Genomic DNA, 25,123 nt, shown 5'->3' with positions numbered 1-25,123 from the left:
CCTGCGCGCCGTTGCTGACGATGCGGATCTCGTTGCCCTCGAACGTGGACTTGAGCACGTGGTTGTCGTGCTTCTCGGTCCCGGTGCCGTCCCGCGGACGGCCGCGGGTCGGGGCACGGGTGGTGGCCGGGCACGCGAGCCGGGTTGCCTGGAGGTGCCGGCGCGGTAGATCGCGGGTGGTGGCCTGGTCCGTGAACCACCGCCGCTCGGGGTGTCGGCGCGAACGGCACGAACGGCGGGTTGTGGTCCTTGCTCGCGAACCGCTACCGGGAGTCGGCTTCGGCGATGGCCAGGCCGACGCGGTGCGCGCGGGGGTGGGTCGGGGGGAGCAGGCGCCAGCCGGTGGTGGCGAGCAGGTCGGTGGCCTCGGGCGCGGTGAGCGAGGTGCGCGCGGGTTCGCCGACCGCCGCGACGGCCTCGCGGAACCGGGTGCGGGTCGGGGTGGGTCCGCGGTCCACCGAGAGGCTGATCGCGAGCCGGCTGCCCGGTCCGACGGCGGTGCGCAGGGCGTGCAGGAGCGACCTGAGCACCGGCAGGTCCAGGTACACCGCGACGCCCTCGCACAGCACGAGCGTCGGCCGGTCCCGCCGGACCTCGGCGAGCCCGGCGGCCACGTCGTCGGTGGTGAAGTCGGCCGGCACGAACGTCACGTGATCGGTCACCACGCCGAGCCGGGCCAGGCGGGCGCGCTTGTCGCGCTGGGTGTCCGGGTGGTCGACCTCGAACCAGCGCACCCCCGGCTTGGCGTACCGCGACGACCGCCCGTCGTACCCCGCGCCCGCGACCACGACCTGCCGCACGTCCCGCTCCAGCGCGCCGAGCACGACCCGGTCGAAGAACGCCGTGCGCGCCATCAGGTACCGGTACAGCGGCGCGTCGGGCGAGGGCCGCAGTCCGCCCGCGACGTCGAGCCCGAGCCGCTCGTCCGCGTCGGGGTCGCCGAACGGCGCACGCGGCCGCTCGAACCCGCCGCGCTGCGCCGCGACCCAGCGCGCGGTGGTGGACGGCCGTCCTTTCTCCACGCCCGGCACCCTAGCCGCGCGGAAGCCGAGGTCGAGCGCCGAGCTTCGGTCGGACGACGGGGACGCGCCCGGCCGCGGGCGGCCGGCCGCCGCGGAACCCGAGCCGCGGCCGACGAACGCCGAGCCCAGGGCCGTCCACTCCGAACACCGCGCGCGGTCCGACCCGGACATTCCGGGAACGTGGCACGGAGTCCGCCCCCGTTGTGCGAGGCTGGGCGACGACCGAGACAGCGGGAAAGGGCGGAACGTTGATCATCTGGGGCTACCGGACGAAGGTGTTCGTCCTCGCCATGCTGACCCTCGTGTGCGGGCAGTGCGGCAACCCGGCCGCACACGCGCTGCGCAAGAACGTCACCAAGTTCACCCTCTTCTTCATCCCGCTGTTCCCGATCGGCGTCAAGCACTCGATCCAGTGCGCGTTCTGCGGCGTGACGAACCGGCTCACCAAGGAGCAGGCCCAGCAGCTGCTCGCGCAGCACCAGCCGGTCCACCCCCAGCAGCCGGTGGGGCAGCAGCAACCGCACCGGTGAGCTGAGCCGCGTCACAGCACGTCGAACAACGTCTCCACCCGGGCGGCCAGGACGCGGTCGACCACGCCCGCCACCACCACGTCGACCCCGTCGGCGGACCGGGTCAGCCGCACCGTCAGCGGACCCAGCGCGAACCCGTCGCCGGAGGTCGCGCCGGCCGGCACCGCGCACCCGGTGTAGCGGCCCAGCAGCGCCGCGAAGCGGTCCGGGTCGCGCACCCGGCCGGACAGCTCGCGCGCGGGCGCCACCGCGTCGGCGAACGCCTCGTCCAGCGGCTCGCCGGTCACCAGCACGCGGTAGTACAGCGGCGCGACCAGGCGTTCGGTCTCCGCCGCCACGTCCACCGACCCGGGCAGCTCGCCGCGGTCGCGGGCGCGTTCCAGGGGCAGCCGGTCGCGGGCGCGCTGGGCGTCGAGGTGCCGTTCCCGGAACACCGCGGCGAACGCCGGGTCGTGCTGGGCCTGGGCGATCAGCGCCCGGAACACCGCGCCGGACTCGCTGCCGCCCAGGAAATGCGCGAGCCGGCGCAGGTAGTCGCGCAGGTCGGCGGCCAGGTCGCCGTGGTCGGGCGGCACCAGCTCCTCGGCCGAGTCCTCGAGGAACGCGTCCAGCAGCACCTCCGTCTTCGTGCTCCACCAGCGGTAGACGGTCTGCTTGGCCACGCCCGCGCGCAGCGCGATGCCCTCCATCGTGACGCCGGTGAACCCCTTTTCGACCAGCAGGCCGTCGGCGGCCTCCAGCACCGCGCGCCTGGCCTCCTCGCTGCGGCCGTGCCGGTTTCCGTGATGGCGGGATGGTCGGATCATTGGGTCTCCTTCCCATGCCGTGCGCTCAGGTCCTAGAGTGGACGCAACGGTGCGCCTACGGTAGTCGCGCCGAGCCCTGCCGTGCGAGGCGAACCCGAGAGGAAACCGACCGGAGATGTGTGCCGCCTGCGGTGTACCGACCCACGAGCCGGTACCGGCTCCCGCGCCACGCAGGTTCGCCGCACTGCGCAACCGCGACTGCCGCCCGTACCTGTTCGGCACCGGCCTCGCGATGATGGCCGACAACATCGAGCACGTGATCACCTACTGGGTGCTGTGGGAGAAGTTCCACTCGCCCGCGCTGGCCGGGTTCGCGGTGATCAGCCACTGGCTGCCGTTCCTGCTGTTCTCGATGTGGTTCGGCGCGCTGGCCGACCGCTTCGACTGCCGCCGGGTCATCCAGGCCGCGCAGGTGCTGTTCATGCTGGTCTCGGTCGCCTGGGGTGTGCTGTTCGTCACCGACTCGCTGCACATGTGGGAGGCGTGCGTCCTGCTCGTGCTGCACGGCATCGCGGGCGCGCTGTGGTCACCCGCCGAGCAGATGATGTTGCACGACTTCGTCGGCCCGGAGGAACTGCCGAGCGCGGTGCGGCTCAACGCCACGTTCCGCAGCCTCGGCATCCTGTTCGGCCCGGTGGTCGGCTCGGCGCTGCTGCTCGGGCTCGGCCCGATCGCGGGCATCTTCGTCAACGTGCTGTTCTACCTGCCGCTGACACTCTTCCTGCTGCGCACCAAGTTCACCGGGCACACCCGCGACAAGCACGTGCGGGCGCGGGTCGGCGCGCTGGAGTCGTTGCGGGTGCTCAGGGAGGTCGGCACGGATCGCACGCTGGTCAGCATGATCGTGCTGGCCGGGCTCGGCTCGTTCTTCATCGGCGCCTCGCTCCAGTCCTCGATGCCGATCTTCGCCAACGACCTCGGCGCGGACTCGGCGGGCCTCGCCTACGGGGTGCTGCTGTTCGCCAACGGCGCGGGCGGTGTGGTCGGCGGCATCCTGCTGGAGGCCACCGGCCGGATCCCGTCCACGGTGCGGTCCGCGCTCATCGCGACCGCGATCTACGGCCTGTCCGGCATCGGGTTCGCGGTGACCGGCAACTACGCGCTCGCGTTGGTGCTGCTGGTGGTCGGCGGCGTGGCGAGCCTCGCGTCCATGTCCATCACGCAGACCGTGGTGCAGTTGCGCAGCAAGCCGGCCGACCGCGGCCGGGTGCTCGGCCTCTACGGCATGTCCTCGGGCGGGTTGCGCGCGGGCAGCGGGTTCACCGTCGGCCTGCTCGGCACCGCGGTCGGCGTGCACACGTCGTTGGCGCTCAGCGCGACCGCGCTCTGTGTCGGCACGGCAGCGGCGGGTGTGCACGCGGTGCGCGGTCGGAAGAACGACCCCGCGCCGATCGAATAGTCACCTGTCGTTCACTGATCGTTCTTCTTCGGGATTCCCCTTCGCACGTCAAACACACCGGACGTGACGGAAGATCGGCCCGAACAGCGGAACTGGGGTGAACGTCGTGAAACGCCGGTTGTCCATCGGCCTCGCAGTGGTGTTGTTGCTCGGCGTGGTCGCCGTGGTGGTGTGGGGTCGCCCGGGTGATTCCCCGGGCACCGCCGACCTCACCACCGTGCGCGGTGTCATCGGTTCCGAGAAGGAGGCGTTCTTCCGGGACCAGCGGGTGGTGGACGCGTTCGCCAAGCACGGCCTCGTGGTCCAGGTCGACTCGGCGGGCTCGCGGCAGATCGCGACCAGCGTCGATCTGGCCAAGTACGAGTTCGTGTTCCCGTCGTCCTCGCCCGCCGCGCAGCGCGTCCAGCGCGACCGCAAGGTGACCACGGTCTACACGCCCTTCCAGTCGCCGATGGCGATCGCCACCTTCGAGCCGATCGCGGCGCTGCTGGAGAAGGAAGGCGTGGTGCGCAAGGGCGCGGGCGACTACCGGGTGCTCGACATCGGGCCGTACCTGGAGAAGATCGTCAAGCCGGGCAGGCGCTGGGACCAGCTCGACGGCAACACCGCCTACCCCGCGCGCAAGAACGTCCTCGTCACCACCACGGACCCGCGCGAGTCGAACTCGGCGGCGATGTACCTCGCGATCGCGTCGTTCGTGGCCAACGGCAACGCGGTGGTCAGCGACGAGGCGCAGGCGCAGAAGGTGCTGCCGGAGGTCGCGAAGCTGTTCCTGGGTCAGGGTTACACCCAGAACAGCACGGAGGGCCCGTTCGAGGACTACCTGTCCGCCGGCATGGGCAAAACCCCGATGGCGCTGATCTACGAGTCGCAGTACGTCGACCGGCTGGTGCGCGCGGACGGCTCGATCCGGGACGACATGCGGCTGCTCTACACCGCGCCGACGATCTACTCCAAGCACACGCTGGTCCCGTTGTCCGGCAACGGGGACAAGGTCGGGCAGCTGCTGACCACCGACCCCGAGCTCGGCCGGCTCGCCGCCACGTTCGGCTTCCGCACCACCGATCCCCGGCTGTTCGCCGACGTCGTCGGGCAGGCCAAGGCACCGGTGCCCGCCGACCTGGTCGACGCGATCGAACCGCCGTCGTTCGAGACGCTGGAGCGCATGCTGGACGAGATCGCGAAGCAGTACTGATGGACGACTTCGCGCTCACCCCACCGGAACCCGTCGCGCCGATTCCCGTCGAGCGCGCCGCGGGTCTGATGACGATCACCGACGAGGCCAGGGCCGACATCGGCCGCCGGGCCGAGCTGTTCGCGGGCAGGCTCGAGGCGCTCGACGTGCGCTCGCCCGAGTTCACCGCGGTGCTGGACGACCTGCTCGCGGTCGGCGAGGCGGACATGCGCGCGGCGGCGGGCGTCGCCGGCGCGATGCTGGACCGGTCGGCCCGGGCGCTGCGGGCCGACTCGCCGCAGACCGGCGCCACCACGAGCCTCGCCGACCTGCGGCGCGCGGTCGCCGAACTGGACCCGTCGAAGCTGCCGATCACCGGGCGCAAGCTGTTCGGCGTGTTCCCGGCGGCGGGCGCGGCCAAGCGCGCGCTCGACCGGTACCGGGCGGCCAACGAGCCGGTGAACCACCTCGTGCTCGCCCTGCGCGGCAGGCAGGACCTGTTGCGGCGGGACAACGCGGCGATCAAGGGCGAGCGGGAACGCCTGTGGCGCGGCATGATCGGGTTGTCCGAGTCCGCCGCGTTCGCCGAGGCGGTGGACGCCGCGGTCGAGCGGCAGGCGGGCATCTTCGACCTCACCGACCCGATGCGCGCCCGCGCGCTGCGCTCGGACGTGCAGTACTCGATCCGGCAGCGCCACCAGGACCTGCTGACCCAGCTCGCGGTCAGCGCGCAGGGCTACCTCGCGCTGGACCTGGTGCGGCGCAACAACGACGAGCTGATCCGGGGCGTCGAGCGGGCCGTGTCGACCACGGTCGCCGCGTTGCGGGTCGCGCTGCTGGTGAGCAGCGCGCTCGCGGGGCAGCGGGACGTGCTGGACGAGGTGAACGCCTTGCAGGCCACCACGGACGGCCTGATCCGGGCCAACTCGGAGCTGCTGGAGTTGCAGGGCGCCGAGGTGCGCCGGATAGGCAGCGACCCGGCGGTGGCCGTGGAGACGCTGCGCACGTCGTTCGACCGGATCTACGCGGCGATGGACGCCGTCGACGGCTACCGCGCGGACGCCGCCCGCACCATGGCCGCGACCGTCGAGGCGCTGTCCGGCGAGATCCGCCGCGCCGAAGACCACCTGCGCCGCTCGAACGAGTCGGCCGCCGCCGAGGGGGACCGATGAAGAAGCTGCTCGCCGCCGTGCTCGCGGCGGGACTGCTCGCCGGCTGTTCGGACGACGCGCCGAACCCGGCCGAACCCGCCGGACCGGCGACACCCGGCACCCTGCGGGTGCTCGCGGGCAGTGAGCTGGCCGACCTGCAACCCGTGCTGGACGAGGCCGCGAAGGCCACCGGCATCACGGTCAAGTTCACCTTCACCGGCACGCTCGAGGGCGCCGAGCAGTTGGCGGCGGGCGGTGTCGACGGCAAGTACGACGCGATCTGGTTCTCCTCCAACCGCTACCTGTCCGGCATCCCGGACGCGGCCAAGCGGCTCGGCAACCAGGTCAAGATCATGTCCTCGCCGGTGGTGCTCGGGTTGTCGCAGTCCAAGGCCAAGCAGCTCGGCTGGACCGACAAGCGGGTCGGCTGGGGCGACATCGCCGAGCAGGCGGGGAAGAAGGCGTTCAGCTACGGCATGACCGACCCGTCCGCGTCGAACTCCGGGTTCAGCGCGCTGGTCGGCGTGGCGTCGGCACTGGCGGGCGCGGGCACCGCGATCGACGCCGGCCAGATCGCCGCGGTCACGCCCAGGCTCAAGGAGTTCTTCGGCGCGCAGACGCTGTCGGCCGGTTCCTCGGGCTGGCTGTCGGACGCCTACCAGCGGCGGGCGAGCGGGCAGGACGGCGGCGCGCCGGTCGACGGTCTGGTCAACTACGAGTCGGTCCTGTTGTCCCTCAACGCCTCCGGCAAGCTGCCCGAGCCGTTGACGCTGGTCTACCCGAGCGACGGCGTGGTCACCGCGGACTACCCGCTGACCCTGCTGTCCTCGGCGGGTCAGGATGCGCGCGACGCGCACCAGAGGCTCTCCGACCACCTGCGCACCCCGGACGTGCAGAAGCGGATCATGGAGACGACCCGGCGCCGGCCGGTCGTGCCCGGCGTGGACCTCGGCGCGCAGTTCGCGGTGAAGGACCTGGTGGAACTGCCGTTCCCGACCAACCCGCAGGCCGTCGACGGGCTGCTGGCCGCCTACTTCGACGAGCTGCGCCGGCCGTCGCGCACGCTGTACGTGCTCGACACCTCGGGATCCATGGCGGGCGACCGGATCGACGCGCTGCGCACCGCGCTGGTCGGGCTCACCGGCGCGGACGGCTCGCTCACCGGCCGGTTCCGCCGGTTCCGCAGCCGCGAGGAGGTGACGCTGCTGCCGTTCAACACCACACCCGGTTCGCCGCGCACGTTCACGCTGCCCGAGCAGAACCCGCAGCCGCAGCTGGACGAGATCAAGAACTACGCGCAGACGCTGGAGGCGGGCGGCGGCACGGCCATCTACGACAGCCTCTCGAGGGCGTTCGAGGTGATGCGACCGCTGGTCGAGAAGGACCCGGACCGGTTCACCTCGATCGTGCTGATGACCGACGGCGAGAACTCCAACGGCTCCACCTTCGCCGACTTCCGGGGTTCCTACCCGAGCCGGGCGGTCAAGGGCGTGCCGGTGTTCACGGTGCTGTTCGGCGAGGGCAGCAGCGACGAGCTGACCACGGTGGCGTCGCTGTCCGGGGGCAAGGTGTTCGACGCGCGGTCGGCCCAGCTCGGCGACGTCTTCCAAGAGATCCGCGGTTACCAGTGATCCGCTACCTGGGCTCCACCAAGAACCTCGTCGGCTGCGTCGGCGGTCTCGTCGGACTCGCGCTGTACCTGACCGGTGTGGTCGGTCCGGTCTGGCCGCTGGTCGTCGTCGCGCTGTACGCGGTGGGCGCGCTGCTCGCGCCGCCGGAACGGGTGCGCCTGGTGCCGGTGGACGCGGTCACCGAGGCGGGTCGGGTGCGGGCGGAGCTGGACGCGCTGGTGGCGTCGGTGCGCGACCGCGCCTCCCGGATGCCCGAGTCCACGGTGGACTCGGTACACCGGATCGCGGCGATCCTCGCCGACCTGCTGGCCGAACCGGCGCGGCTCGCGGCCGACCCGGAGCTGCGGCACACCGTGCTGCGGCTGGCCAGGACCGACCTGCCGCTGTCCGTGCAGACCTACCTGAACCTGCCGTGGTGGTTCGCGGTCAAGCGGCGGTCCACCGGGGAGCCCAGCGCGGGCGAGGAGCTGGTGGCCCAGTTGGACCTGCTGGAGACCGAGGCGCACCGGGTCGCCGAGCAGGTGTACGCGCGGGACGTGACGCGGCAGGCCGACCACACCCGCTACCTGCGCGAGCGCGACGAGAGGTGAGCCGCGCCCGGTCTGTCCGGGTTGGCTGATCGTCACTACTGCGTCTGGTCGAGTGATCCCGAAATTCGCCCGAAAGGGGAACCAAGTCCCGGGAACACACCCAACTTCCGGCTGTGTTGCGCAGCCGATCTGCTACCTAAGGTCACCGCACGTGTGTCCAGTCACCCGGAATTAGGGGGAACCGTGCGAAGACTGATCGTGAGCGCCGCCGCGCTCGCGTTGGTGACGGCGGGGTTCGTGCCGACCGTTGCCGTCGCGGCGCCGCCCGCGGCGCCCGTCGACCAGGCCCAGGCCAAGGCCGACGAACTGCCCAACCCGCTGGAGGACAAGCGGCGCGCGCTCCGCCAGGAGGCGCTGTCGAAGGTCCTGACCGGCGAGGCCACGACCGAGAAGCGCGGCGAGAGCACCGTCGTCAAGCTCGGCAGCAAGGCCAAGGACAAGGGCGCGAAGAACGGCGCGAAGGTCGACCAGTACGTCGAGCTGGAGCGCGAGAAGACGGACAAGATCTTCGTCGTGCTGGCCGAGTTCGGCGACGAGCGCCACCCGCAGTACCCCGACCAGGACACCTCGCCCGCCACGGCGGGTCCGGTCCGGTTCGACGGGCCGCGGCACAACCAGATCCCCCAGCCCAACCGGGCCGTCGACAACACGACGATCTGGCAGTCGGACTTCAGCAAGCAGTACTTCCAGAACCTGTACTTCTCCACCGCGCCGGGCGCCAACTCGGTGGCCAACTACTACGACAAGCAGTCGTCGGGCCGCTACAGCGTCAACGGCACCGTCACCGACTGGGTGAAGGTGAAGTACAACGAGGCGCGCTACGGCCGTTCCGACGGCTACCCGTGCTCGTCGAACCTGTGCAACAACGCCTACGACCTCGTCCGCGACGCCGTCACCCAGTGGGTCGCCGACCAGAAGGCCGCGGGCCGCACCACCGAGCAGATCCGCGCCGACCTCGCGGCCTACGACGAGTGGGACCGCTACGACTACGACGGCGACGGCAACTTCAACGAGCCCGACGGCTACATCGACCACTTCCAGATCGTGCACGCGGGTGGCGACCAGGCCGACCGTGACCCGTGGCAGGGCGAGGACGCCATCTGGAGCCACCGCGGGTACGCGTTCAAGAACTACAACTCCGGTCCGGGCACCAACAAGCTCGGCGGCGCGCCCATCGGCGACACCGGCCTGTGGGTCGGCGACTACACCATGCAGCCCGAGAACGGCGGCGTGAGCGTGTTCGCCCACGAGTACGGCCACGACCTCGGCCTGCCCGACCACTACGACACCTCGCTCGGCGGCACCAACGGCGTCAACTGGTGGTCGCTGATGGGCCAGACCCGCGTCGGCGAGCCGAACGAGGCGCCGGGCACCCGGGCCAACGAGCTGTCCGCGTGGGACAAGCTCCAGCTCGGCTGGCTGGACTACGAGGTGGGCGTCGCGGGCCAGGAGCGCACGTTCGAACTCGGACCGCACGAGTACAACAGCGCCAAGGCGCAGGGGCTCGTGGTCGTGCTGCCGGACGTGAAGAAGACGTTCGACTACGGCACGCCGTTCGCGGGCTCGAAGATGTGGTGGAGCGACAAGGGCAACGACCTGGACAACTCCATGAGCCGCCCGGTCGACCTCACCGGCAAGACCTCGGCGTCGCTGTCGCTCAAGGCGCGCTTCGAGATCGAGCAGGACTTCGACTACCTCTACGTCGAGGCGGCCAACGCGGACGGCAGCTGGACCCAGCTGGACGGCACCGTGGACGGCAAGCCGTTCATCCGCGACTCCGGCGACGCGCCCGCGATCAGCGGCTCGTCGGCGGGCAAGTGGGTCGACGTGAAGGTGCCGCTGGACGCGTACGCGGGCAAGAACACCAAGCTGCGCATCGCCTACCGGACCGACGGCGGCCTGGCCCTCCAGGGCTTCTTCGCCGACGAGATCACCGTGACCGCGGACGGCGCCCCGCTGTTCACCGACGGCGCGGAGACCGGTACCGGCTGGACCCTGAAGAACTTCCGGGCCACCGGCGGCAGCGAGACCAAGGCGTTCGACCAGTTCTACATCGCGTCGAACCGGACCTACGAGTCCTACGGCAAGTACAACAAGACGGGCCCGTACCGGTACAGCTTCCCGGACAAGCCGCGCTGGGTGGAGCACTTCCCCTACCAGGACGGCCTTCTCGTGTCGCTGTGGGACACCGCGTACCTGGACAACAACACCAGTGAGCACCAGGGCGAGGGCCTGATCCTACCGATCGACGCCAACCCGGCGCCGATCTACAACCTGGACGGCCAGCCGTGGCCCGCCACGGTCGCGGGCTACGACGCGCCGTTCGGCCTCCAGAAGTCCGACTCGTTCACGTTGCACGTCAACGGGAAGGCGTCGTACGTGCGCGGCCAGGCACCCCGGCCGACGTTCGACGACACCAAGCAGTACTGGTACGCCGAAACCCCGAACACGGGCGTCAAGCTGCCCGCGGTCGGCGTCGGCCTGAAGGTGCTGTCCCAGGCGGGCACCTCCCTGAAGGTCAAGCTCTACAAGACGAAGTAGCGTCGCCGGCGCCGGACGTGATCGATCCACTGTCACGTCCGGCGCCCCGCCGGCGATGTAGTGGGACATGGTGAGATCTCAAGGCGCGGCGGTCGGGTTGATCCTCGTGTGTGGACTGTCCGCGACGGCCTGCGGCCAGGCGCAGAACGCGCAGAGCGCCTCGTCCCCGGCGAACCCGACCCAGGAGATCGCGGCCGGCCCGGTGCGGGCGAGCCTCTGCGACACGATCAAGGCGGCGGACCTGGTGTCCTGGCTCAACGCGGGCGCGGTCGCCGCGGACCGGGCGACCTGCTCGGCCGACCCCGGCACGTCCGGCGCGATCCGCGCCTACGGGAAGTGGACCTTCCCGTCGACGGGCCGCTCCGACGTCGAGTTCGTCGAGATCTCGGTGTACGACGACAAACTCGCCGACGGCACCCGGTTGTTCGACAACCTCAAGGGCTCCTACACCGCGAACGAGCAGCGCCAGGTCGCGGGCCACTACGCGCGGGTCGCCAACACCAGGGGCAAATCCCTGATCAACCTGCCCGACCTCGGCCAGCCGGTCGACATCGTGCTCCAGACCAAGTCCGCCGCGACCGGTGACGACGCCTACGCCTCGATCAGGGCCTCCCACTTCGGCGCGTTCGAGCGGCTGGTGCCCGCACTGATCGGCGGCTGACCGGGGGACCGCGTCGACGGGTTCACCGCGAGCGCCCCGGTTCCGGACCTCCCGGTGCCGCAATTCCCGACCTCGCGGCGGATTCGGTGGAAGCGGGGCCGTCGCGCCCCGCGCCACCCGATTCCCGGTCGATTCGCGCCGGCCGCGGTGGAATCCCGCGGCGGGCAAGATCGAATCGAGCGCGCCGCCCCCGGCACCGGTTCTCCGGCGGCGGGGAATGCCGGTGGCGCTAGAGCGGGGCGTCCTCGTGCTTCTTGGCGAGCTTGCGGCGGACGACGAACGTGGTGACGAGGCCGAAGACGACCGCGAGGACCAGGCCCAGCCAGGAGAAGCGGTGCAGCCACTTCTCGGCGACCACGCCGAGGTAGTAGATGGCGGCCGTGGTGCCGCCGGCCCAGACGATGCCGCCGCCCGCGTTCGCGGCGAGGAACTTGCCGTAGGGCATGTGCAGCGACCCGGCGAGCGGGCCCGCGAGGATGCGCAGCAGCGCGACGAACCGGCCGAAGAAGACCGCCCACGCGCCGTGCCGGGCGAAGAACTCCCGGGCCCGGTCGACGTGCTGCGGCCCGAAGTGCTTGGGGAACTTGCGACCCGCCCAGTCGAACAACCGCTGCCCGCCCCGGCGTCCGATGGCGTAGCCGATGCTGTCGCCGACGATCGCGCCGGCGGAGGCCGCGACACCCACCCAGATCGGGTTCAGCTCGTCGTGCTGGGACGCCATGAGGGCCGCGGTGACCAGCACGATCTCGCCGGGCAGCGGGATGCCCAGGCTCTCGACGCCGATCACGAGCCCGACCACCACGTACACCAGCAGCGGCGGGATCAGCTCAAGCCACTGCTCGACCGGCACGTCCGAACCTCCACACCCGGGAATCGACGGCGTCACGGTACCCCGAGCGGTGGGCCGCGCCCGCGTTCCCCGCTCTTTCGACGGCCGGTGTTCGCCGACCTGTGGCCCTCGCCGGCGGGGTGCGCGCGGGGTGATCGGGAGTCGGCGGGTGATCCGGGACGTGGCGGCGCGTTCCGCCGGCACCGCGGGACGCCCGCGTCGTCCGCCGATCGGCGGTGACACGGCGGGGAGGTCGCCCGGCCCGGACGGGATGGGCGCGGAAGACGGGGCCACCGCGATTCGTCGCGGGGAATTCGGGATTGCCGGGCCCTTCACCCCTCCGTCGGCGTGCGCGCGCCGCACCGTGCGACTCAGGCCCTGTTCCGCTCGGTGGAACCGCGAAAGCGCGGCCTCCCCGGCTTTTCGGACGCGTGGTCCGGCGGACGTCCGGTGGGAAGGGCTCGGCGGAACGGCGTCTCCGGCCAGGTACGCGAGTGGGTTGTTGAACGATCCTACGAGTCGAATGCCGGGCGCGGAAGGTGAGGGTGAATCGGCGAAGTGACCCATTCGTGACGTGGCCCGCCGGGTGGGTGGATCCGCGCCCCGGTTGTGTCAGGAGGCTCGACGGTGCTCGCCCGCGGCCTGGTCGAGGGGGTGGTGGGGAATCCGATAACGCTGTTCCAGGAAGTGATTCGGCGGCCGCACGAGGTTTCTCGAAGGTGTCCGCCGGGGTCGTGCCGCGGGCACCAGTGTGGCGGCCGCCACGATCGACCCGAGCGCCACGCCCACCGGCCACCACAGTCCGTCGGCGGCGGCCAGGGCGAATTGAATCCCGGCCAGCACGAGGAACGTGGCCACCAGCCCGCGCGCCGCCCACTGGCGGGACCGACCGGCCCGTCGACCGGTAACCGAGCGAAGCGTTCCCAAGTCCCACCTCCAACGATGCTGACTGACCATCGGCGCAGCCACCGGTGGAGTTACAAACTGTCCGGAGGCGCACTCCGAAAATGTCCCGAGCCCCCCGCGCGGTCACTTCGGGTAGCCGTAGCGGCACCCCCGGAAATGACCGACCCCGTCGCGCGCCACCCGCTGACGGGCGCACGACGGGGTCGGGACGGTGCTGGTCAGGAGCCGTGCGCCTCCTGGAACTTCAGCAGCAGGCTCTGGGGGATGCGGCCGCGCTCGGAGACCTCGTGGCCTTCCTGCCGCGCCCATTCCCGGATCGCCTGGTTCTGTTCCCGGTCGCCGCCCGCCTTGACCGCGGTCCGTGTCGCGGAACGCGCCTTGCGGCCACCGGCACGACGCGCGCCCGCGACGAACGGCGCCAGCGACTCGCGCAGCCGACCGGCGTTCTCCGACGAGAGGTCGATGGCGTACTCGACGCCGTCGAGGCCGAACGTCACGCTCTCGTCCGCCGTCCCACCGTCCAGGTCGTCGATCAGTTCGACGATGGTCTTCTGAGCCATCTTCAGTGAATCCAATCCATCGCGACAACAGGGTGTGGAGTGGCGCTGCGCACTATCTACGGGCGTCCGGCTCCGCAATACCGCGCACTATACCGACCCGGCGGTTGTCCGCTACGCCGCAACGCGCCTTTTTCGAAATGGCCCCCGCTGTTTACCCCCGGCTTCCGGCCGCGGCGGGATTCCAACGCCCCGGTTACCGGGCGTTGAGCATCGTCGCCGGTACCACCAGAGTGGGTGGCATGACCTACGACGTCGACGCCCTCCGGGCCAGGTTCCCCTCGCTCGCGTCCGGCATCGCGCACTTCGACGGACCCGGCGGGTCCCAGGTGCCGGACGCGGTCGCGGAGGCCATCCACGCGACGCTGACCTCGTCCATCTCCAACCGCGGCCGGGTGACCGCCGCCGAGCGCGCCGCCGACGACGTGGTGCGCGAGGCCCGACGGGCGATGGGAGACCTGCTGGGCGCCGATCCGCGCGGCGTGGTCTTCGGCCGCAGCACGACCCAGCTGACCTACGACCTGTCCCGCACCCTGGCCAAGACCTGGCGCGAGGGTGACGAGGTGGTCGTGACCCGACTCGACCACGACGCCAACGTGCGACCGTGGGTGCAGGCCGCCGAGGCGGTGGGCGCGGTGGTGCGGTGGGCCGACTTCGACCCGGAGACCGGGGAGCTGACCGGTCCCGACGTGGCCGCCGTGCTGTCCGACCGCACCCGGCTGGTCGCGGTGACCGGCGCGTCCAACCTCATCGGCACCCGGCCGCCGCTGCCCGACATCGCCGCGCTGGTCCACGAGCGGGGCGCGCTGCTGCACGTCAACGGCGTGCACCTGACCGCGCACGAGTCCGTCGACCTGGCCGCGACCGGCGCGGACTTCTTCGCCTGCTCGCCGTACAAGTTCCTCGGGCCGCACCTCGGCGTGCTGGCCGCGCGCCCCGAGGTGCTGGAGGAGCTGGCGCCGGACAAGCTCGTGCCGTCCTCCGACGAGGTGCCCGAGCGGTTCGAACTCGGCACGCTGCCCTACGAGCTGCTGGCCGGCTGCACGGCCACCGTCGAGTTCCTCGCCGACCTGGCCACCACGGCCACCAGCGACCGGCGCACCCGCCTGCGGTCCGCGTTCGGCCACATCACCGCGCACGAGGGCCGGTTGCGCGAGCGGGTGGAGAAGGGGCTGGAGGACGTCCCGGGCGTGACGCTGTGGTCGCGCGCCCGGCTGCGCACCCCGACCCTGCTGCTCACCTTCGAGAACCGGGACCCGGCCGCGGCCTACCGGCTGCTCGCGGTGCGCGACGTCAACGCGCCCGCCGGCTCCTTCTACGCGGTGGAGACCTCGCGGCGGCTCGGGCTCGGCGACGCGGGCGGGTTGCGCGTCGGCATCGCGCCCTACACCACCGACGACGAGGTCGACCGGCTGCTGGAGGGGCTGACCCGGTTCGTGGTCGAGACCGGCTGAGGCCCGCCGCGCGTGGAGTCCACTGTGGACGGACGGCGGACCGGATCCGTCCACAGTGGACTCAAGGGGGATTGATCACCCGAATGGCGGTTGCACCGGGTCGGCGGCGTCAGGATAGTGCGGTCTTCCCAGTGGGAATTGGACCGACCGCATCAGCGACTTGGGGGTAACCGGGCGTGGCTCGTGCTCCGCTGGACGAGGCCCCCTCGGCCGGGTTGCGCCGCATCGTCCGGCTCACCACGGCGTTCTCCTGGGTGTCGGGTGTCGCCTTCGCCCTCCAGTTGGCCCTCGCCGACGCGAGCCCGGTGCGCCTGGTGCCCGCCGGCCTGGTCGCGCTGCTGCTCGCGAGCTGGTTGTGGTTGCCGGACAAGGACGGCTGGCCGATGTCCGCGGTGGAGGGCGTCGTCGCGTTCGCCGCGTTCCTGGTGCTGCCGACCCCGCAGCCCACCATCAGCTTCCTGTTCGCGGTCACGGTCCGGCGCTCGGTGCGCGGCGGCGCGGGGCAGTACCCGCGCGAGGCCGTGCCGGTGGTCGTCGGCTACCTGATCGGACTCGTCTGGTGGACGGTGCGCGACGGCGGCGTCGACGGCGACCGGCTGGCGGCCAGCCTGATGCCGTTGGTGGGCCTGGTGATCGGCTCGATGGCGCTGCACCAGACGGTGTGGTCGGCGCGGCTCGCGCACAACGCGGCGCGCACCGTCGAGGCGGTCGTCCGGGCCAGCCCGGTCGGCCTGGTGCTGCTGGACGACGACGGCGAGCCCCGGCTGCACAACGACCGCGCCCGCGCGCTGCTCGGCTGGGACGCGGGCCGGCCCGAACGCGTGCCCTGCCCGCACGGCGCGGACATCACCCGCTGCTCGCGGGGGTGCCTGGGCGCCGACGTGGAGCCGGTCGAGGTGCGGGTGCCCCGGCCGGACGGCTCGGACGGCGTGCTCTCGGTGCACACCGCGACCGTCGACCGGACCACCGGGCCCGACCACACGCTGGTCGCGGCGGTGGACGTGAGCAAGCGGCGGCAGTGGGAGGAGGCGCTGCGGCTGCGCTCCGAGACCGACGAGCTGACCGGGCTCGCCGGGCGGGCGCACTTCCTGCACCTGCTCGAGGAGGCGCTGCGGTCGGGCGAGGTCGTCGGGCTGCTGGTGGTCGACCTCGACCAGTTCAAGGAGGTCAACGACACCGAGGGGCACGAGGCGGGCGACTGGTACCTGCGGTCCGCCGCCGAGCGCATCGCGGCCGCGGTCGGGCCGGTGGCCGTCGCGGCCAGGATCGGCGGCGACGAGTTCGCGGTGCTCGCGCCCGGTCACGACGTGCGCGAGTCGGCCCGCCTGGCCACCCGCGTGCTGACCGAGCTGGGCCGACCGCTGGCCGGGCTCGGCTACGACCTGGTGATCCGGGCCAGCGTGGGCGTCGCGGTCGGCGGCGAGGGCGACGGCGTGGCCGAACTGCTCCGCGACGCCGACACCGCGATGTACGTGGCCAAGCGCCAGGGCGGCTCGCGGATGCGGCTGTTCCGCCGGGAGATGGCCGAGGAGGTGCTGGCGCGGCAGCGGGACAAGGCCGACCTGCGCACCGCGGTCGAGGAGGGGCAGCTCGTGCTGCACTACCAGCCGATCGTGGACCTGGCGACGTCCGTGGTCACCGGCGCCGAGGCGCTCGTGCGGTGGCAGCGGCCGGGGCAGGGGCTGCTCGGGCCCGGCGCGTTCATCGGGTTGGCCGAGGAGACCGGCCTCATCGTGCCGCTGGGCAACCGGGTGCTCGCGGGCGCGTGCGACCAGGCGGTGCGGTGGCGGGACCAGGGGCGGGAGCTGGGCGTGACGGTGAACGTGTCGACCCGGCAGCTGTCCTCCGCCGCGTTCCTGCCGTCGTTGGACCGGGTGCTCGCGACCACCGGGTTACCGCCGGAGCGGCTGACGATCGAGGTGACCGAGTCGGTCTGGGCGGACGAGGGCGCGATGCGGGGGTTGATGGAGGTGCGGGGCACCGGGGTCAAGGTGGCGCTGGACGACTTCGGCACCGGCTACTCGTCGCTGAGCTACCTCCAGCGGTACCCGTTCGACGTGGTGAAGATCGACAAGTCGTTCACCGGCGCGCTGGGCGAGACGTCGCGGACCGCCGGCGTGGTCCGCTGCATCATCGACCTGGCCGAGGTGCTGGGCGCGGACACGGTGGCCGAGGGCATCGAGACGCCGGCGCAGGCCGAGTGGTTGCGCGGCGCGGGGTGCGCCTACGCCCAGGGCTACCTGTTCGGCCGACCCGACCTCGCCGACCGCTGGGACGCCCAACCCTCGGTCCGCGGCCGCCTGTAGTGAGCCGCCGGTGCCCGGTCGGGATCGCCGACCCCGCCGGCGCCACGGGGGTTCCGGCGGGATCGGCGGTGGGTCACGGCGCCGGCGGCCGGTCGGCCAGGGTGTTCCAGAACAGCAGCTCGTACTCGTGCAGGAGCCGGGCGTAGTCGATCGCGGTGGTGGGCCGCCAGCCGGCGGCCAAGGCCTCGTCCAGCGCGCGCAGGCCCAGTTCGTCCAGTTCGGGCGCGGGTTCGGCGAAGAAGTCGAAGAACGCGGTGCCCTCGGCGTCGAAACCGTAGTGCGCGCGCAGCGCGTCGGCGATGGTGGCGCAATAACCGCCCCATTCGGCGAAGTTCGCCAGGATCGCCAGCAGCGCGTCTTCCGGATTCCCGTTCAACGTCAACCACGTCACGTACGACGGGTACGCCTGGGTGCCCGCCGACGGCCGATAAGCGGCCAACTCGTCCGCGGACAATCCGGTGGCTGCCGCGAAACCGCCCAGTTTGGCCAACGCGAGTCCCTCGCCGCCGGCAACCGACGAGAAGAACTCACGTGCGGCGTGCCCGCGGGCCTGCGACGCCAACACGAGGAAGGCTCGCCAGTCACTCCGGATGATGAGGTGCTCTTCGGCCGCCAACGCGCGCAGCGCACTGCGCGGCGCCGTTCCGGCGGCGATCAGCGGCACCAGTCGATTCGTGCCGCCCGCGATCACCGCGCGCACCCGTTCCAGCAGTTCAGCGCCGGTTTCTGTCATCGGCCCCAGCCCCCTTCGCACTCGTCGGTACCCTATCCACCCGGATCGTCGTCCGCCTACCACCGGGCCGTGCACCCGCACGTGCATTCCACCCCACCAGGATGACGAGTTGGCGACAACCATTGACCGCGCTTCGGTTTACCGGTCTCATGGCTGCGCCCAATGGAGCCATCGCCTAGCCGCAGACAGGAGCAGGGATTGCGCGCCGCTGGAGCCGAACCGGTCGACAGTCGCGCAATCCCGGCCGGGAGGCGACACCGACTCTGGGTGGACTACCTGGTCGTGGGACTGTTATCGGTGGGCGTCTACTACGCCCTGCCCCTGTTCCTGACCACCGTTCCGCTGCGGGTCGTCGTCTACTGCTCGGTGAGCGCGTCCGCGGCCATCGCCGTGTTCTGGGGTTTGTTCCGCAACCGCCCGGCCGCGAAAGCGCCGTGGGTCGTCCTGGGATTGAGCCAGCTGGTCTACGCCGCGGCCGACACGACGTTCTACACCGCGCACTACGTGTTCGCCGAAACCGAGTACCCGTCCTCCGCGGACGCCCTCTACCTCGCGCACTACCCGCTCGTCGTGGTGGCGCTGGTGGTGTTCATCCGCCGCCGGCGCTCGGACCGCGACCTGCCCGGCCTGATCGACGCCGTGTCGCTCACCGTCGTGGCCGGCCTGCTGTCCTGGGTGTTCGTGATCGGACCGCAGACCCGGCTCGGCACGCCGGTGCTGATCGAGCTCACCTCCCTGGCCTACCCGCTCATGGACCTCGTGCTGCTGCTCGCGGCCCTGCGGCTGTTCTTCGGCGCGGGCCGGCGGGGCGCGCCGTTCGTGCTGCTGACCGGGTGGCTCGCCGCGATCCTCACCGCCGACACGGTCTACGTGCTGCAACGCCTGTCGCTCAGCTACGAGGCGGGCAACTTCCTGGACGCGATCTGGCTGACCGGCAACCTCGCGCTCGGCGCGTGCGCGCTGCACCCGGCGATGGCCAGGCTCGCGCAGCCGACCGAGGTGCCGGCGCCGCGGCTGACCTGGCCCCGGCTCGCGATCCTGTCCGCCGGCGCGCTGATCGGGCCGATCGTGCTGATCGTGCAGCACGCCCAGGGCGAGCGCCGGGACGTGCCGGTGATCGCGGCCGGCTGCGCGGTGCTGTTCGCCCTCACCGCGACCAGGTTGGCCGGGCTCGCGGTCGACCAGCGCCTGCTCGCCATCACCGACAGCCTGACCCGGTTGCGCAGCCGCCGGTTCTTCGAGGCCCGGCTGGCCGAGGAGGTGGCCCGGTCCCGCCGCACGGGCGCGCCGCTCGGCGTGGTGATCCTCGACGTCGACCGGTTCAAGTCGATCAACGACCGGTTCGGGCACCCGGCGGGCGACCGGGTGCTGGTCGAGGTCGCGGACCGGCTGCGCGCGGTGGCCGGTCAGGACGGCGTGCTCGCCCGGTACGGCGGCGAGGAGTTCGCGCTGATCGCCACCGGCGCGGACGCCGAGCACCTGACCCGGCTGGCCGAACGGCTGCGGCACGGCGTCTCGCACCACCCGATCGCGGTCAGCGGGCGCAACTCGGTCACCGTCACGGTGTCCGCCGGCACCGCCGCGTTCGCGCCGCACCACGGCACCGCCTCGGCGCTGGTGTCGGTCGCCGACCGCGCGCTGTACCTGGCCAAGGAGTCCGGCCGGGACCGCGCCGTCGCCTGCACCTCCGTGCCGGCCGCGCCGGACGTGCTGCTCGACTACCTGGACCAGGCGGCGGACCTGGTCGACCTGCGGCTGGCGTGCCCGGGGCGCAGCCTCGCGATCGCGGCGTGGGCGCGGACCGTCGCGGAACGGCTGAGCCTGGACGAGACCGAGGTCCGCACCGCGCACCGGGCCGGACGGCTGCTGGACGTGGGCATGATCGTGCTGGCGGAGGAGTTGCTGGCGCAGGAGGGTCCGCTGACCTCGCGGCAGTGGGAACGGGTCCGCGCGCACCCGGACTGCGGCGCGCGCCTCGTCGGCGTGTCGAGCGACCAGGTGGACGTGGCCGACACCGTCCGCCAGCACCACGAGCGCTGGGACGGCTCGGGTTACCCGGCGGGCCTGTCCGGCGACGCGATCCGGGTCGAGGCGCGGATCGTCGCGGTGTGCGACGCGTGGGCGTCGATGCGCTCCGGCCGGCCCTACCGCGGCGCGGTGGGCCACGACGCCGCGGTCCGCGAACTGCGCGACTCGCGCGGCACCGCGTTCGACCCGGACGTGGTCGACCTGTTCCTCGGGCTGCTCGACCAGCGCGCGGTCGGCGACCTCGACTTCCCGTCCCGGACCGGCACCCGGCTGCCCTGAACCCGGGGTCGATCGGCGACTGATCGGGGCATTGCCCGGTCCGGCCGGTGCCGCCACGATGGGGTTCTCGGCTCGGAACGGGGGAGCGGTGACCCGATACCGGTTGCACGTCAACGGTTCGCGGCGTGAGGTGGACCTGCCCGGCGACACGCCGCTGCTGTGGGCGCTGCGCGAACAACTCGGCCTGACCGGGCCGAAGTACGGCTGCGGCGTGGGCGCCTGTGGTGCTTGTACGTCCCTTGTGGACGGTGCGGCGGTGCGGCCGTGCGTCACGCCGGTGTCCGAGGTGGGTCGCGGTCGGGTGACCACGATCGAGGGGTTGTCCGACCACCCGGCGCAGCGCGCGTGGCGGGAGTTGGACGTCGCGCAGTGCGGGTACTGCCAACCGGGGCAGATCATGACGACGGTCGCGCTGCTGGCCCGCGACCCCGACCCGGACGACGCGCGGATCGACGAGGCGTTGCGGGACAACGTGTGCCGGTGCGGCACCTACACCCGGATCCGGTCGGCGGTGCGCCGGGCGGCGCGGCTCGCGCGCGGTGAGGGGTGATCACCCGGGCGTTCGTCGGCGGGGTGCCGGCGGTGGGTCGGGTGGGTGCGCGGTGATCGCCCGCCGGTGGGGTGTCGGTGGTGGGAGCGGGTGGGCGCGTACCGGCGGTGGGTGTGGGTGGTGTGGCGTGATCACCTGGCGGGCTTGTGCCGGCGTGGTGCCGGCGGGTGGTGCGGGGTGATCACCCGGCGGGAGTTCGTCGGCGGGGTGTTGGTGGTGGGCGCGCCGGCCGGGTCCGGCGCGGTGCTCGCGCCCACGGTGTTCGTGCGGCTGGACGCGCGTGGTCGGATCACCGCGACCGTGCCGAAGCCCGACACCGGGCAGGGCGTGCGGACCGTGGTCGCGCTGCTGGTGGCGGAGGAACTGGTGGTGGAGCCCGCCGAGGTGGTGCTGGAGCAGGCCACCGGTGACACCGCGCGGTACGGCTCGCAGGTGGTCGCGAACTCCTCCTCCGCCCGGCACCTGCACGAGCCGCTGCGGTGGGCGGCGGCGAAGGCGCGGTGCCTGCTCGTCGCGGCGGCGGCCCGGCGCTGGCGGGTGCCGGTCGAGGAGTGCGAGGCGCGGGACGGCTCGGTGCGGCACCGGCGACGGGGGTCGCTGCGGTACCGGGCGCTGGTGGCGGAGGCGGCGCGGCTGGACCCGGCCGAGGTGGCGGTGTCGTTGCTGCCGGCGGCGAGGTGGCGGTTGCTCGGGCGCACCGACGCCGGACGGGTGGACGCGACGGCGATCGTGACCGGGCGGGCCCGGTACGGGATCGACACCCGGCCCGCGGGCACGCTGGTCGCGGTCGTGCTGCGGCCGCCGTGGCTCGGCGCCTCGGTGGCGTCGGTGGACGACGGCGCGACGCGGTCCTCGGCCGGCGTGGTGCGGGTCGTGGTGCTCACGCCCGCGGTCGGCGCGCAGGGCGGGGTGGCGGTGGTCGCGCGCACGATGCCCGAGGCGTTGCGGGGGCGGGACCTGCTGCGCGTGACGTGGACCGGCGGCACGCCCGACGCGGACAGCCGCCGGTGGCTCGCCGACCTGGAGGCGTCGTTGCCGCCACCGCCCGTCGCGCCCGGGCCGGTGGTGTCGGCGACCTACCGGTTGCCGCTGTTGGCGCACGCGCCGATGGAACCCGCGAACGCCACCGCGCGGTTCGGCGCGGACGGGGTGGCGGTGTGGGCGCCGGTGCAGGACCCGGGTGGGTTGCGGACGTTGCTCGCGGCCCGGCTGGGCGTGCCGGCGGTGGTCGAGCCGACGTTGGCCGGTGGGGCGTTCGGCCGGCGGATCGAGCCCGACGTGGTGTTCGAGGCGGTCGCCTGCGCGCGGGCGGCGGACGCGCCGGTGACCGTGCAGTGGACCCGCGAGGACGACCTGAAGCACGACTCGTACCGGCCGATGTCGGTGCACCGCCTGTTCGCGGTGGTGGACGGCGCGGGCGTGCCGACGTGGCGGCACCACCAGGTGGCGACGTGGCCGCTGACCGTCCTGCCGGTGTTCGACAACCCCGCGGTCATCCGGGCCGGTGGCGACCACTTCCCGTACTCGGTGCCGGGTGAGGTGACCGTGACGTCGTCGCCCGCGCCGTTGCGCACGGGGTTCTGGCGGTCGGTGTACGCGGGGCAGTTCGGGTACGCGGAGGAGAACTTCCTGTCGGCGCTGGGACTTCGCGCCGGCCTCGGCCAGGCCGACCTGCGCCGTCGCCTGCTGCCGCCGGGTTCGCGGCTGCGCCGGGTGCTGGACGCGGCGGTCGCGCGGGCGGGCGAGGTGGGCGGTGTGGCGTGCCACGCGGACTACGACTCGGCGATCGCGGTGGTGGCGACGACGGACGCGACCAGGGCGCTGAAGGTGACGGCGGCGGTGGACGTGGGCGTGGCGCTGCACCCGTCGGGCGTGCGGGCCCAGGTCGAGGGCGCGGTGATGGACGCCGTGGCGACGGTGACCGGCGCGCGGATCACCGTGCGCGACGGCCGGGTCCAGCAGTCGAGCTTCCGCGACTACGCCTGGACGAGGATCGACCGCGCGCCGGAGGTGGACGTCGTGATCGTCCCCTCGGACCACCCGGTGGGCGGCCTGGGCGAACTGGCCTACCCGCCCGCCGCCGCGGCCCTGTCCGCCGCCTTCGCCGCGGTGACGGGTGTGCCGGTCACCGGAATGCCGTACTTCGGCGAGACCGCCTGAATCGCACCGGTGGTGGGTAGACGGCCGAAACGCCGCGCCGGTCCGGAGATGCCGCGCCGGTCTGGAGATGCCGTGCCGGTCTGGAAAGACGTGCCGTCGGGAAAGTGGTGGCGGTTCGCAAAGTGCGTGCCGTGTGCGTGCCGTCGGGGGAGCGGTGGCGGTTCGGGAATGGCGCGGGCGCGGTGGGAACAATGATCGAGAACCGGGTGGTCGCGCGGGCAGCGGGCAGGCGTGCCGAAATCTTGGCTTGCGCGTGCGGCGCCCGGAAGTCGGTCGTGCCGGTCGCGTCGATCGCGTTGTCGCGGCGGTATCGCGGAATTCGGCGCAATGCCCGACTGGCTCTCCGCAGCCGCGCACCCTCCGCGGCCCGGCCGGTTCTCTGCTGCCCTGACGTCCTCCGCAGCCCTGGTCTGCTCCGTGACCTCGGCACCCTCCGTGACCTCTGCACTCTCCGCGGCCCGGCGCCACACGCAGCCTCGGCACTCTCTGCGTGCCGGCGCTGTCGATCGTGGGATTGTCTGGTTGTTCAACGATCCTGTCGTTGAACCAGGGGGCGATTCTCTTGTTGAACGAACAGTGCCGGCCGCGGAACGGGTCCGTGGCCGGCACCGGTCGGTGTCGGAGCGGTGGTGCGTCAGGCGGGCTCGGCGGCGCGGAGCAGGGCCGTGTCGGCGATCTGCTCGAACGAGGTCGCAGTGTCGCCCTCCACGCGCCAGATGTGCGCGAAGCGGACGTGGATGGACTTGCCGGTGGCCTTGTTGGTGCCCGAGTAGTGGCCCAGCGCCACGACCGTGTCGCCGCCGTCGATCAGGTCGGAGACGGTCGCGCCGAAGCCGTCCCATTCCGCGCCGATGCGGAAGAAGACCTTCTCCTTGATCTCGTCCAGGCCGGTGTACGTGCCGCCCATGGTGGCGCCGGCGGCCTCGGTCCAGGTGGTCTCGGGGCCGATCGGGGCGAGCATGCCGTCCAGGTCGCCGCGCTCGGAGGCTTCGTAGTGGGCGCGGACGACGTCGAAAGCGGTCATGAAGGCTTCCTCACACGGGTTGGTCGTCGGGGTAGGACACCCGGCCGAGCGGGATGATGAACGCGCCACCCGGCGCGTTGCGCACCTCACCCGAGCCGGACAGGCCGAAGAAGGCGCCGGTCGTGCGCAGGGCGTCGAGGTCGTAGAGCCACGTGGTCGCCACGGCGATGCGGAACTCGCGGAACGTGAACACGTACCGGTTCTCCGCGATCTTCCACGCCGTCGCCAGGTCCACGTCGCCATGCCCGCGCTGCTCGCCGACCAGGCACTGCCACGCGTACCGCGTCGAGCTCAGGTACACGTGCTCGTACAGGTGGTTCGGGCTGTACCGGTAGAGCGCCCGGAACCCGATCAGGTCACGCGACTCGGCCGGCGCCTCACCCGAGGGCTCGACACCGTCGCCGAGGTCGAGCACACCGGGCCGGAACCGCTGCGACACCTGGGGAACACCAGGGGTGTTCTCCTCGGCGATGGTCGACTCGACGGTCAGCACCCGCCGCGTCGCCAGGTCCACCACGTGCACCTCGGCCTGCCGCGGCCGGCTGGTGAACGTGCGGTCCACGAACAGCGTGCCCGGCGCGCCCTCCACCGCCTCGTACCGGTCGGTGCCGTGCGCGTCGCCGGTGGACCAGTGCACCGAGCCCGCGTCCACGAAGGACAGCTCGGTGGTCTCGCCGTCGTCGTGCCTCAACGTCCACTTCGCGCCGGCCAGGCTCGACGTCGCCGGCAACCGGTTGCCGTCGATGCCCTTGGCGAAGTCGTCAACGGTCTTCCACTCGTCGGACATCGGTG

The 25,123-nt window shown here is 72.3% G+C and carries 20 protein-coding genes; 13 read left to right on the top strand and 7 right to left on the bottom strand.

The features are described 5' to 3' along the window. Positions 1–263 precede the first annotated feature (263 nt). Positions 264–1,022, bottom strand: a complete 759-nt coding sequence (locus AB0G50_RS32090) for an SAM-dependent methyltransferase (RefSeq protein WP_360116380.1) — start codon at positions 1,020–1,022, stop codon at positions 264–266. Between the two features lie 248 nt (positions 1,023–1,270). On the opposite strand from AB0G50_RS32090, the gene AB0G50_RS32085 reads away from it, so the two are divergent. Beyond that, positions 1,271–1,552: a zinc-ribbon domain-containing protein gene (locus AB0G50_RS32085; RefSeq protein ID WP_360116377.1), complete on the top strand. Its 282-nt coding sequence runs from the start codon at positions 1,271–1,273 to the stop codon at positions 1,550–1,552. Positions 1,553–1,563: 11 nt separating this feature from the next. Here the strand turns inward: AB0G50_RS32085 and AB0G50_RS32080 are convergent, their stop codons facing one another. Further along, the gene (locus tag AB0G50_RS32080; RefSeq protein WP_360116374.1) at positions 1,564–2,358 is read right to left on the bottom strand and encodes a TetR/AcrR family transcriptional regulator; all 795 of its coding nucleotides are present in this window, start codon (positions 2,356–2,358) and stop codon (positions 1,564–1,566) included. A gap of 115 nt (positions 2,359–2,473) precedes the next feature. Here AB0G50_RS32080 and AB0G50_RS32075 point away from each other — a divergent pair, with 115 nt between their 5' ends. The 7 genes from AB0G50_RS32075 (at position 2,474) to AB0G50_RS32045 (ending at position 11,505) form a co-directional block, all read left to right on the top strand. Further along, positions 2,474–3,757 (top strand): MFS transporter, encoded by a 1,284-nt coding sequence (locus AB0G50_RS32075; RefSeq protein WP_360116371.1) that lies wholly within the window; start codon positions 2,474–2,476, stop codon positions 3,755–3,757. Positions 3,758–3,863: 106 nt separating this feature from the next. Continuing rightward, a complete protein-coding gene (locus tag AB0G50_RS32070) occupies positions 3,864–4,952 on the top strand; it encodes a hypothetical protein (protein ID WP_360116368.1) in 1,089 nt (362 codons plus the stop codon). Continuing rightward, on the top strand, positions 4,952–6,103 hold the full coding sequence (locus AB0G50_RS32065) for a toxic anion resistance protein (protein ID WP_360116365.1): 1,152 nt from the start codon (positions 4,952–4,954) through the stop codon (positions 6,101–6,103). The genes AB0G50_RS32070 and AB0G50_RS32065 overlap by 1 nt, the downstream gene beginning before the upstream one ends. Next, positions 6,100–7,713 carry a substrate-binding domain-containing protein gene (locus AB0G50_RS32060; RefSeq protein WP_360116362.1) on the top strand — a complete coding sequence of 538 codons (1,614 nt, stop codon included), beginning with the start codon at positions 6,100–6,102 and terminating at the stop codon, positions 7,711–7,713. The genes AB0G50_RS32065 and AB0G50_RS32060 overlap by 4 nt, the downstream gene beginning before the upstream one ends. Beyond that, positions 7,710–8,303 carry a hypothetical protein gene (locus AB0G50_RS32055; protein WP_360116359.1) on the top strand — a complete coding sequence of 198 codons (594 nt, stop codon included), beginning with the start codon at positions 7,710–7,712 and terminating at the stop codon, positions 8,301–8,303. The genes AB0G50_RS32060 and AB0G50_RS32055 overlap by 4 nt, the downstream gene beginning before the upstream one ends. 183 nt (positions 8,304–8,486) lie before the next feature. Then, positions 8,487–10,844: an immune inhibitor A domain-containing protein gene (locus AB0G50_RS32050; protein ID WP_360116356.1), complete on the top strand. Its 2,358-nt coding sequence runs from the start codon at positions 8,487–8,489 to the stop codon at positions 10,842–10,844. Between the two features lie 67 nt (positions 10,845–10,911). Then, a complete protein-coding gene (locus AB0G50_RS32045; RefSeq protein ID WP_360116353.1) occupies positions 10,912–11,505 on the top strand; it encodes a hypothetical protein in 594 nt (197 codons plus the stop codon). Positions 11,506–11,734: 229 nt separating this feature from the next. On the opposite strand, the gene AB0G50_RS32040 is transcribed toward AB0G50_RS32045, so the two are convergent. Together AB0G50_RS32040 and AB0G50_RS32035 are read right to left on the bottom strand one after the other, a co-directional pair. Continuing rightward, complete coding sequence (locus tag AB0G50_RS32040; protein WP_360116350.1) at positions 11,735–12,355, bottom strand: DedA family protein; 621 nt, start codon at positions 12,353–12,355, stop codon at positions 11,735–11,737. 1,103 nt (positions 12,356–13,458) lie between these two features. Then, positions 13,459–13,800 carry an Lsr2 family protein gene (locus AB0G50_RS32035; protein WP_360116347.1) on the bottom strand — a complete coding sequence of 114 codons (342 nt, stop codon included), beginning with the start codon at positions 13,798–13,800 and terminating at the stop codon, positions 13,459–13,461. 239 nt (positions 13,801–14,039) lie between these two features. Between AB0G50_RS32035 and AB0G50_RS32030 the strand changes: the two genes are divergently transcribed. Then, on the top strand, positions 14,040–15,251 hold the full coding sequence (locus tag AB0G50_RS32030) for a cysteine desulfurase-like protein (protein WP_360116344.1): 1,212 nt from the start codon (positions 14,040–14,042) through the stop codon (positions 15,249–15,251). A 176-nt stretch (positions 15,252–15,427) separates the two neighbouring features. Further along, a complete protein-coding gene (locus tag AB0G50_RS32025; RefSeq protein WP_360116341.1) occupies positions 15,428–17,557 on the top strand; it encodes an EAL domain-containing protein in 2,130 nt (709 codons plus the stop codon). Positions 17,558–17,630: 73 nt separating this feature from the next. On the opposite strand, the gene AB0G50_RS32020 is transcribed toward AB0G50_RS32025, so the two are convergent. Next, positions 17,631–18,290: a transcriptional regulator gene (locus AB0G50_RS32020; protein ID WP_360116338.1), complete on the bottom strand. Its 660-nt coding sequence runs from the start codon at positions 18,288–18,290 to the stop codon at positions 17,631–17,633. Between the two features lie 267 nt (positions 18,291–18,557). Here AB0G50_RS32020 and AB0G50_RS32015 point away from each other — a divergent pair, with 267 nt between their 5' ends. From AB0G50_RS32015 to AB0G50_RS32005, 3 genes are all read left to right on the top strand, one after another. Further along, entirely contained in the window at positions 18,558–20,597 is a 2,040-nt protein-coding gene (locus tag AB0G50_RS32015) for a diguanylate cyclase (RefSeq protein ID WP_360116335.1), read from the top strand. Between the two features lie 88 nt (positions 20,598–20,685). Continuing rightward, positions 20,686–21,147: a (2Fe-2S)-binding protein gene (locus tag AB0G50_RS32010; RefSeq protein WP_360116332.1), complete on the top strand. Its 462-nt coding sequence runs from the start codon at positions 20,686–20,688 to the stop codon at positions 21,145–21,147. A gap of 90 nt (positions 21,148–21,237) precedes the next feature. Next, the gene (locus tag AB0G50_RS32005) at positions 21,238–23,307 is read left to right on the top strand and encodes a molybdopterin cofactor-binding domain-containing protein (RefSeq protein ID WP_360116329.1); all 2,070 of its coding nucleotides are present in this window, start codon (positions 21,238–21,240) and stop codon (positions 23,305–23,307) included. 634 nt (positions 23,308–23,941) lie between these two features. Here AB0G50_RS32005 and AB0G50_RS32000 read toward each other — a convergent pair. Both AB0G50_RS32000 and AB0G50_RS31995 read right to left on the bottom strand, forming a co-directional pair. Further along, positions 23,942–24,331, bottom strand: a complete 390-nt coding sequence (locus tag AB0G50_RS32000) for a nuclear transport factor 2 family protein (protein ID WP_360116327.1) — start codon at positions 24,329–24,331, stop codon at positions 23,942–23,944. A gap of 10 nt (positions 24,332–24,341) precedes the next feature. Further along, entirely contained in the window at positions 24,342–25,118 is a 777-nt protein-coding gene (locus tag AB0G50_RS31995) for a molybdenum cofactor biosynthesis F family protein (protein ID WP_360116324.1), read from the bottom strand. Positions 25,119–25,123 lie beyond the last annotated feature (5 nt).

The organism is Actinosynnema sp. NPDC020468, from assembly GCF_040642015.1.
Lineage (GTDB): Bacteria > Actinomycetota > Actinomycetes > Mycobacteriales > Pseudonocardiaceae > Actinosynnema.
Note: the sequence above shows the minus strand (reverse complement) of the source record. Positions and strands in the feature narration are given on the sequence as shown.

Coding starts and splice junctions, on each gene's coding strand:
- AB0G50_RS32080 (WP_360116374.1), bottom strand. CDS start 2,358: ATGATCCGACCATCCCGCCATCACGGAAACCGGCACGGCCGCAGCGAG.
- AB0G50_RS32075 (WP_360116371.1), top strand. CDS start 2,474: ATGTGTGCCGCCTGCGGTGTACCGACCCACGAGCCGGTACCGGCTCCC.
- AB0G50_RS32065 (WP_360116365.1), top strand. CDS start 4,952: ATGGACGACTTCGCGCTCACCCCACCGGAACCCGTCGCGCCGATTCCC.
- AB0G50_RS32060 (WP_360116362.1), top strand. CDS start 6,100: ATGAAGAAGCTGCTCGCCGCCGTGCTCGCGGCGGGACTGCTCGCCGGC.
- AB0G50_RS32045 (WP_360116353.1), top strand. CDS start 10,912: ATGGTGAGATCTCAAGGCGCGGCGGTCGGGTTGATCCTCGTGTGTGGA.
- AB0G50_RS32035 (WP_360116347.1), bottom strand. CDS start 13,800: ATGGCTCAGAAGACCATCGTCGAACTGATCGACGACCTGGACGGTGGG.
- AB0G50_RS32030 (WP_360116344.1), top strand. CDS start 14,040: ATGACCTACGACGTCGACGCCCTCCGGGCCAGGTTCCCCTCGCTCGCG.
- AB0G50_RS32020 (WP_360116338.1), bottom strand. CDS start 18,290: ATGACAGAAACCGGCGCTGAACTGCTGGAACGGGTGCGCGCGGTGATC.
- AB0G50_RS32000 (WP_360116327.1), bottom strand. CDS start 24,331: ATGACCGCTTTCGACGTCGTCCGCGCCCACTACGAAGCCTCCGAGCGC.
- AB0G50_RS31995 (WP_360116324.1), bottom strand. CDS start 25,118: ATGTCCGACGAGTGGAAGACCGTTGACGACTTCGCCAAGGGCATCGAC.